The 8,433-nt window shown below is 52.5% G+C and carries 4 protein-coding genes; all 4 read right to left on the reverse strand.

Annotated elements, in window-relative coordinates:
* A partial coding sequence (locus tag VF399_03005; GenBank protein ID HEX7319312.1) for a M28 family peptidase occupies positions 1–1,782 on the reverse strand: 1,782 nt, incomplete at its 3' end.
* A gap of 47 nt (positions 1,783–1,829) precedes the next feature.
* A complete protein-coding gene (locus tag VF399_03010; protein HEX7319313.1) occupies positions 1,830–4,085 on the reverse strand; it encodes a M14 family zinc carboxypeptidase in 2,256 nt (751 codons plus the stop codon).
* A 23-nt stretch (positions 4,086–4,108) separates the two neighbouring features.
* Complete coding sequence (locus tag VF399_03015) at positions 4,109–7,966, reverse strand: C25 family cysteine peptidase (GenBank protein ID HEX7319314.1); 3,858 nt, start codon at positions 7,964–7,966, stop codon at positions 4,109–4,111.
* Positions 7,967–8,072: 106 nt separating this feature from the next.
* On the reverse strand, positions 8,073–8,411 hold the full coding sequence (locus tag VF399_03020) for a FlgD immunoglobulin-like domain containing protein (GenBank protein ID HEX7319315.1): 339 nt from the start codon (positions 8,409–8,411) through the stop codon (positions 8,073–8,075).
* Between the last annotated feature and the right edge of the window lie 22 nt (positions 8,412–8,433).

The raw sequence follows: 8,433 nt of genomic DNA on the forward strand, positions 1-8,433 counted from the left end.
GGTCCAGCCCGACGGTATGCTGCCGCTGGCTTCAAAATTCTGCTCCAGTAAGGTATCCAAAACATAGCCGACAGACAATAATAATACACTATCGCCCTGCACGTGCGTTCCATTGAACGCGTTGAAACCAAACTGCGCGCCGGTCGTCTGGTACCAGGAACAGGTGCTCTCAGGCAGGCTCGTGCCGATCGTCAATGACCGGGCTTCAGTATAGTTGGTCCAGAAACCCGATCCCGCCGGATCCGCACATTTCACTTTCCACCAGTAGGTTGAACCATCTGGCAACGACGCGGGAAACACAAAATCCACCGTATTCCCGCTGGGGTAAGTCGCGGTCGTGGAACTATCCGGTGATGCAAACCCGGGATCAGTATCCCACATTACCCGGTACTGGATCTGGTCGCCATTCGGGTCAGTCGACATAAAGCTCAATGTCGGCTGTACCGTAGGCAAACGCGCAAAATCAAGGGGTTTGATGATCGTTGGGATCGCCGGCATCGTGCCTGAACCATATGGCTTTATCAGGATCGACAATGCAGCGATCTCGGCTTTTGTCCCTTCAGTGCAAAAAGCATTATTGTTGTAACCGGCACCGATCGTGTCGCTCGTCATGTGGTAATGAGGATTAGTAGGCCAGTAGTCTTCGATCGTGCAGATACCGGGATACCCGTGATCATAAAACGGTTGTATGTCGGATGGCACCGAACTCACTTGATGTCTGTCCGTCAAGAGTGTCGTGTAGGTATCGGCACATGCGATAAAGAAATTAGCGAAAGACAAATTGGATGAGTTGTGTAAAACCTCAAGGCTCTCCGGCAGGTAATCGGAATACGCGATCATATCGCCGTTCAGCACGCCCAGGATCACATCATTGCGCGCGTCAGCCTGACCTGCGTAATACTCGCTCCCGTATAGCCCGAATTCCTCGCCGGTGAACGCGATATATACCGCGGTATATTCGAACAGATAGTCCTTCATCACCCGTGCCGCCTCGATCGCCGCGACCGTTCCGCTACCATTGTCGTCCGCACCGGGCGCGATGTTCGGCGCCTGGTCTGATGTCGCATCGAGGTGCCCGTCAATGACTGCGTATATGCTGTCAGGGTATATTACCCCGCGCTTTATTCCAATCACGTTCGGCGCATGTCCGCCGGTGTGATATTCTAAGTAGACCGTGTCGCAGCCGTAAGCGGTGAATTTACTCGCGACCCAGTTGGCGGCGGCGTCGCAGGAATCGTGAGTTGAGTACCTGGTGCGGAACTTCTGCAGCCGCAGCACGAAACTAAGGATCGTATCGGCACTCACATCCGCAACGATCTGCTGGACAATGGGATCGACGCATACTGATGGCAAAGAATACCCCTTGGGCGTTGCGACCGGTTTCAGGAACATCTTCGCAAGTTCGACTCTTTGCCTGGTCAGATCTTCGAGCATCCCGGGAAACAGGCGCACCACATGGGCAGGACCGTCGGTTGTCAGGACATCGCCGTATCTGGTGAGGTCAACCATATGCACAGGATCGTACACGACGTAGAGTTCATGCTGCGCCGGATCTCTATCCAGGACATGAACCCTGTACGCAGACAGTTTCGATAATCCGTCATTGCTTGTCAGCACCAGCGCGCAATGATCGAGAACCCTGACTACGGTCAGTCCCTGCTTTACCAAAGCGGTCAGGTCCTCATGCGCCATGTCGATCCGGACCAGATCGGTCTGGGCCGCAGCAAGTGCCATGACGATGGTCACGCTTGCGATTATAACTAATTTCTTTATCTTGATCATTAGCATCTCCTTTTCTCTTTTATTCTTATGTTTGTTCCAATCGTGTCTTATTTTATCAACACAACGCGGCTTGTCAATATCACGCCGGCGGCGTCAAGCCGCACAAAATATACGCCGGAAGGCAGCGAACGGCCCAAGTCGTCGGTTCCGTTCCACTCCACAGAAGCAGGTAGTATGGAGTAGGTAGTAGGTAGCTTAAAGGATTTGACCATCCTGCCTGCCGCATCAAAGATCCGTAACTGCGCAGCCTTGTCCTTAGTGCTTAGTGCATAGTGAATAGTGATCCGTTTCGAGGACGGATTCGGTGTCAGTTCCAGATATGCTGAGAGTTGTTCTTCAACCGGCTTGCCGGTTTCCGATACGCCGACGATCACGACATTGAGTTTTTCCAAGCACGAATAATCGCCCCAGCCCCATGCCGCATTGTATCCCCGCACGTAAAAATAATACTCGCCTGACGGATGCGCGGTGAAAGCGTACACCGTGTCGGTAATGCTCGAGGAGACGACGCTCACCGTGCCGAACAGGCAGCTTGGTTTAATGTCATCTACATAGAACCCGCCGTTGTTCACCGAACCATCGGTCATGGAGCGCAATCTAATGTATACCGATTTGCCCGCCCAGCTCGCCAGTGAGAAAGCCTTCCTCGTCCAGGTCGTCTGTGTCCCGGTAAATCTCATGGTGTCGAGATTGAACCATTCCTTGGTATTCTCAGAAGCCTCCACGACCGCAGCATCATAATTGTTCTCCAAATTATAATAACACCAGAACGTAACCGAATCCCCTGATCCGACCAGGTAGGGATGTAATGACCGGACCGCGGTATTTGTGTCCGCTGAATTCCCCGACCAGAAACTGTGCGTGGCAGAATGAGACTGCGTTGTTGATAATGTAAACCCCTGCAAAACCCACCTGCCTGTACCCGACTCCAGGCTGTCTATGATCACCGTCGGGTTCGAGAGTTCCACGAGCTCCCACTGGATGGGATTATTGTCGTACGTGTTCTTCGGATGCCAGCGTATCGTAAAATTTTGCGCTACTGTATCCAGCGGGTAAATGAACGGCGGCGGGACCATGCCGTCAGCGACGAGGATAAGCGAATCCGCGTATCCAGCCAGGTACTTTGCCGCCTTGAAAACCTGGCGCGAGACAAAGTCCAGGTCGCCCACGGGTTGATAGAACGATGTCCCGATCTCTGAACCGAAAAACAGACACGACAGCCCGTTGACATAATGATTGTAGCCGTATGTCCAGTCCCTGATATTCCCGCAGGTTGGATAAGGATTGCCGTAAGCCTGGCCGGGCGTGTACGTGCCGCCGCCAAGCCGTTGCATCAAACCGGCCATGTAACTGCCTTTTTGCTGATATAGCGTTGCATCAGGGGTACCCGCGGCCTTGTACCCCCATGCCCACATAACCTGTTCGCCATAGCTGTGTAAAGAAAATCCGGTGGTGATGTTATGGCTCCTTATATAATTCGACCACGCGCGCACCTCATCGCCGGAAAAAGCGTACGCCCCGCAAAATGTTTCGTCACCCGGATAATGGCTTCCCTGGCTTTCGTCGACCGCGCCCCAATACCCTGCAACCTCGTCGTTGCAGCCGCCGCCATAATTACGGTTACAGTCGTTCCCGATCTGGCCGCCGAAGGGTTCGCGGTTCAAGCGCCAGCCGCCCTGATAATTATTCCAGTCATACACGTAGCCGTCGACATTGATCAAGGGATAAACATAGATCTGCGTCGTATTTATGATCTCGCTGATCACTGGGATACCGGCATACGAGCGCAGCATTGAATCGGCAAAGAACAAGCAGGCCTGGGGCGTTCCCCACTCGCGCGCATGATGACAGCCGTCAAGCGAAAAATTAGGTTCGAATTCATCGATATTCACGTTGTCCGAAATCTTCACGCCGTAGATCCATCTGCCTTCGCATGTTTTGATCGACAAGGAGTCCAGTCTGCAGATGCTCGGGTAATTGTTCGCCAGGTGCCTGAGCGAATCATTGATCTGCGTGTAATTAAGGTACGAACCCATCATCTTTTCCTTTTCCAGCGCCAGGCTCTGGATGGTCACTTCGTACGGCAACCCGGATGTAATCACGTTATCCATCATATCCCGGTCGACCACGACATCGAACCACTCTCCCGACCGTCCAGCTGCGATATCTAGCGGCTTTTTTGATATTCTCTGAAGGTCCTGCCACTGCGTGGCATATATCCTGACCACCATGTCGCCCGCGCCGTACAGAACGGCGGTTGCCAACAGGAATTGCATGATCATAAAAACGGCATACTTTTTCATGGTACAACCTCCTTTAAAGCATTTCATTTCATCCATATGACCTTTTCAATGTTCACACAGAGATCACTTTTTACCTTGATAAAATAGATCCCCTGAGCCAATTCCGGGCAGTGAACGAGCAGTTCGCCATGACCGCTGACAACTCCTTGATCACGCAGGTAAACGGCCCGACCGGTAATATCATATAAGGTTATTGATAAATGCTGCGGCGTGTCGTAATTATAATATAGTTTAAAAGGTTGTTGTCGGGCGATCAACGGAACGATCTTGATGCTGGAAGCAAGTGGTTTTCGCTTTGCGTATTCAGCAACGCGCGTCCACGTCCAGTAGCGTTCATAAGCGGTGTCCGCGTGCGCGCACAGGTCGTTCAGATCATGTCCTCCGATAACCGCAAAGGCCGCGATACACGCCCCGCCCGGCAGCAGCGTGAATGGACCGGTGGAATTGCAGGTCGACCAGTCGTACTCGCGGTTGGACGCTGGGATATGCACCGTGCCGTCCATGAAAAGCATCTGGCAGCTGTCCGGCAGACCGCCATAAGGATAAATATACGTGTCGTGGTCGATAAGGGAAATATTCCGCGCTGGTATTGAACGGGGAGGATCCAGGATCGCGACGCCGACAAATATTGACGACCGCCACATGCAGGTAAGATTGCGCGTCGTATCGATCGCACCCTGGTTGCTCATATAATTACCGATATCCCAATCAGCAAAAAGCGCGGCGTACAAGCTGTCGTTGCTTGCGGTGCCTTCATTTTCCAGCACATACTTTATAATAATGAAATCTTGCGCTGCCTCATCACCCCATGCCCATGAATATTGTTCGCAAACCAGGTCACGGGGAAAGGGATGGCCCGAATCATCATACCTTGCCGTGCAGTATTCATCAAGATCCCTGGGTCCGGGCTCGAACATCCTTATCCGGCCGTCGGGAACAGTACTGGTGTTCCAGTCCTGATCATCAGTCTGGCTCTGCTCATAATAACGGTCCACGCAATAAGCCGCGTTCGAACCGGCCGCGAAACATCCGTAATAAAGATGATTCGTGCTTGATGAAGGATAATGGAACCCCAAACCCTGGGTTTGATCTGACCCCATGAATCCCAGTGTACCGTAGCGCGTCATGGTCAGCCGGCTCTCGCCGGCATCATGCGTGGCAAAGTCCAGGCTTGCGGCACCGATCACGATCGGAACCGCGATAAATGACGAATAACCTTCGGCCGTGGTCACGTGAACGCATAGATCGATCTCAGTGCCGGGAGGCGTGGACACGCTGGCCGCGACCAAATAGGGATCCAGCGCATTGCTTCCCGATGAATCGACCGCGATATCAGGGAATACGCCCAGGGAATCGCTGACCGTAATATACCCGCTGGCATCGCTAAGCACTGAAGAAACCGTGCATGCGTCAAGACCGCCGGCGTTTTTCAATGTCACGAACATGTTCGCTGTTTCGCCGGGATCCAGGATACCGTTGTTGTTACCACCCGCAACGGCATACTCGCAGTATACCAGCTGGGGAGCATGGACCGGGATCGAAAATACCGACGACCAGGTTGAATCAATATCATCCCGGCACATGAGGGTACAGACCACGGCATGGCCATTGACGGCCGATCCGGCAAGCGTAAGATCAAAGCCATCCGTTCCGGTGAAAGCCGAATCGTCCGGCGGCACATCGCCGAACGACTTTACACTGTCGCTTATCCAGACCAGCGGGTCCGCGGTCCGTAGAGTTCCGGTAATGCCGCTGCCCGATTGCGGTCCGATATTTTTTATCCACAGCGGGATCCCGATAGTCTCTCCTGGATTCAACTCGCCATTGTTGTTGCCGGCGGCATCGTCAACAGAGCTTTTCAGGTACTGCAAATATGCGCCTTCCGGCGCGAGGATCCTGATCGTTCCCTCGTAAGGGATACGATCCTTCCCGGTCACGGTTACATATACGAAACCGGGGCTATTGAAGAACAGGCTAAAATGGGCTTGTCCAGATATATCGGTGAGATCCCGGGCATGGAGCGCAGACGTTCCATGGATACCGACCAAAGCATTGGCGACCGGCGTTCCCATGGCGGTCACCGTGACATTAAAGGTCTGAGATCCCATCGGCAGGTTTGCCGGATGCGTTACTGAAAGGCTTTCCGGAATGCTCTCCCACATGGGCAGAACCGGATCCCCGAGCAGGTTCAGGCTGTAACCGCAATAACGGTACATATCATTGCTGAGTATATCATTCCTGAAATGATCCTTGCTTCGTGCAAGGCATCTTCCGGTCTCAAGCGTATCTTGATTAAAGAAAAAACTCAGGAATTTCACATCCAGGTTTTCAGAGGGACCCATGACCGGCGGTGTTCCCCAGCCGTTTCGCACGTTCACGACCGCGGCCACGCACGCGCCGGGATACTTGTTTATAAGCGATTCCGCCAGACAGTCATATTCATCAAAATCGCCAACATAACCGGCGATAGAATTCAGCAGGTCATACCGCGGACCGTTGGCGAGCGACGCAACCTGGTTTATATGCAGTATGTCACTGCCAATGTCAGTATAAAAACCGTTCTGGTCCCCGGTGGCCGCGATGTGGCAGACCTGATAACCGGAGCTCAGGGAATCTGGTGTGAGCGTGCTGAGTTGATCCTCAAGCCGGCTGTCCTGCCATACTTCGGGCGTCGTATCGGCGATCGTGTTATTGACCACGCGACCGTGGTAATCGTACGCCGGGAACAACATCACCGAAGGCAGAAGCATCTTTTGCAGATATTCGCCCGGCGGATCACGTTCGAACTGGTAGAGTTTCGAAAAGAAGTCCGCGACGTTGATCGCGCTCCCGGCTGGGATCCTGCCCACGAAAACATCAGAGAACAGATCGACGCTGTCGCCGGAAAATTCACCGTATTGATGGTTCCCATTGGCATCCCATGTCCCGTCAAGATCGGCATAATACAGATCAGCGGCCAGGTACGGATCGCCTTGATAAGGCAGATACGCTTCACGGACCGGCACTATATCGGCATCGCCGCCCAGCACGACCCATATTAGTCCCCGCGTTTCGTGGAATTCTTTCAAGAAATTCCTGATCCTTTCCTGGTCGTCATAACCATCGTAATTCTCATGGATCCATTCGATGTCGATCACAGCGGTCCGCCATCCCTGGCGCGATCTCCAATCAGCCAATGATGAATACCCGGGCGAAAGCGAAGCGGATGTTATTATGACGTATTCAATGTCATCCTCCCTTTCTTGCCGCACTGCTGGAGCAAAACGCTGGACGTCCTCAGGATTGACTACAAGATCGCTTACGTCCCGTAAAAATACCGCGAACTGCGCTGGCGTCATATAACGTGCAGTGCGCTGCCGCCTGGACTGCCCGTACACAACCGAGACCGTCAATGCACGGGTGAAAATGACCTTCCCGGATGCGGGGTTGTAACGAATCGGATACAGGTCGATCCCCGCTATTTGAAAACCCGACTTCATGCCTGAAGAACAAACCGTTAGGCTATTTTCAGGATATAGAGCATCTCTTCCATAGATCGCGGCATCTGGACCGATAAATTTTGAGTTTGAAGGATCCGAAAAAGGAACCGGCATCTGCCCGGGATGAATATTAAACGATCCCGGTAGAACAGTATCATCTTTATCTTTGACCGTTATGTCCAGCACATCACTATTATAAGGTATAACAAAATACACGGATCTTTTTGGCAGTAACGGACTTCCAGGTTCAATCACGAAGCTTCCCGGCTCCCAGGTTATAATGTCATAACCATTTTGCCCTGAGAACGCAATATCCTGTTCATTGAACGTGAATGTTTTTTGAATCACTCCTGCCATTACGTGAATGACAAGCAATACGGTCATCGCGCTTACTTTAATCATTCAATTTGCTCTCTCCTATGTCACTTTGTTTAAAGAACAAAGGAACGTCCTCTCCCCCTTGAATTTTCATCCAAGGGGGAGAGGAAAAGTGCGTAGATTTACAAGATTACCTGAGAAGTATGGCCTTTTCTATTACTTCCTGCCCGTCAGATTCCCCTACGGGACCTACGGCCAGCCGGATAAAGTAAACACCGGCGGGGACCGAACGGCCCACGTCGTCTGAACCATCCCAGACGACCTGGTTAACTGGTTGAATTCCGCCATGCTGATTGGCGGATAAATGGTTAAATAACTTAACCAATCGACCCGCCGCATCGAAGATCTTTAGCTCGGCCTTCTGCGCATCCGGCCCGACGCTATACGCGATCTGCAAGCGGCCATTGAACGGATTCGGCATCAACGACAAGCCAAATACCACACTGCCGCCCGCCGTCTGCTCTGCCACAGCGATCAACCGGTGCAGGTTG

It is taken from the genome of bacterium (genome assembly GCA_036382775.1).
Lineage (GTDB): Bacteria > Hydrothermota > Tepidihabitantia > SM23-42 > JAOAFX01 > DASVHD01.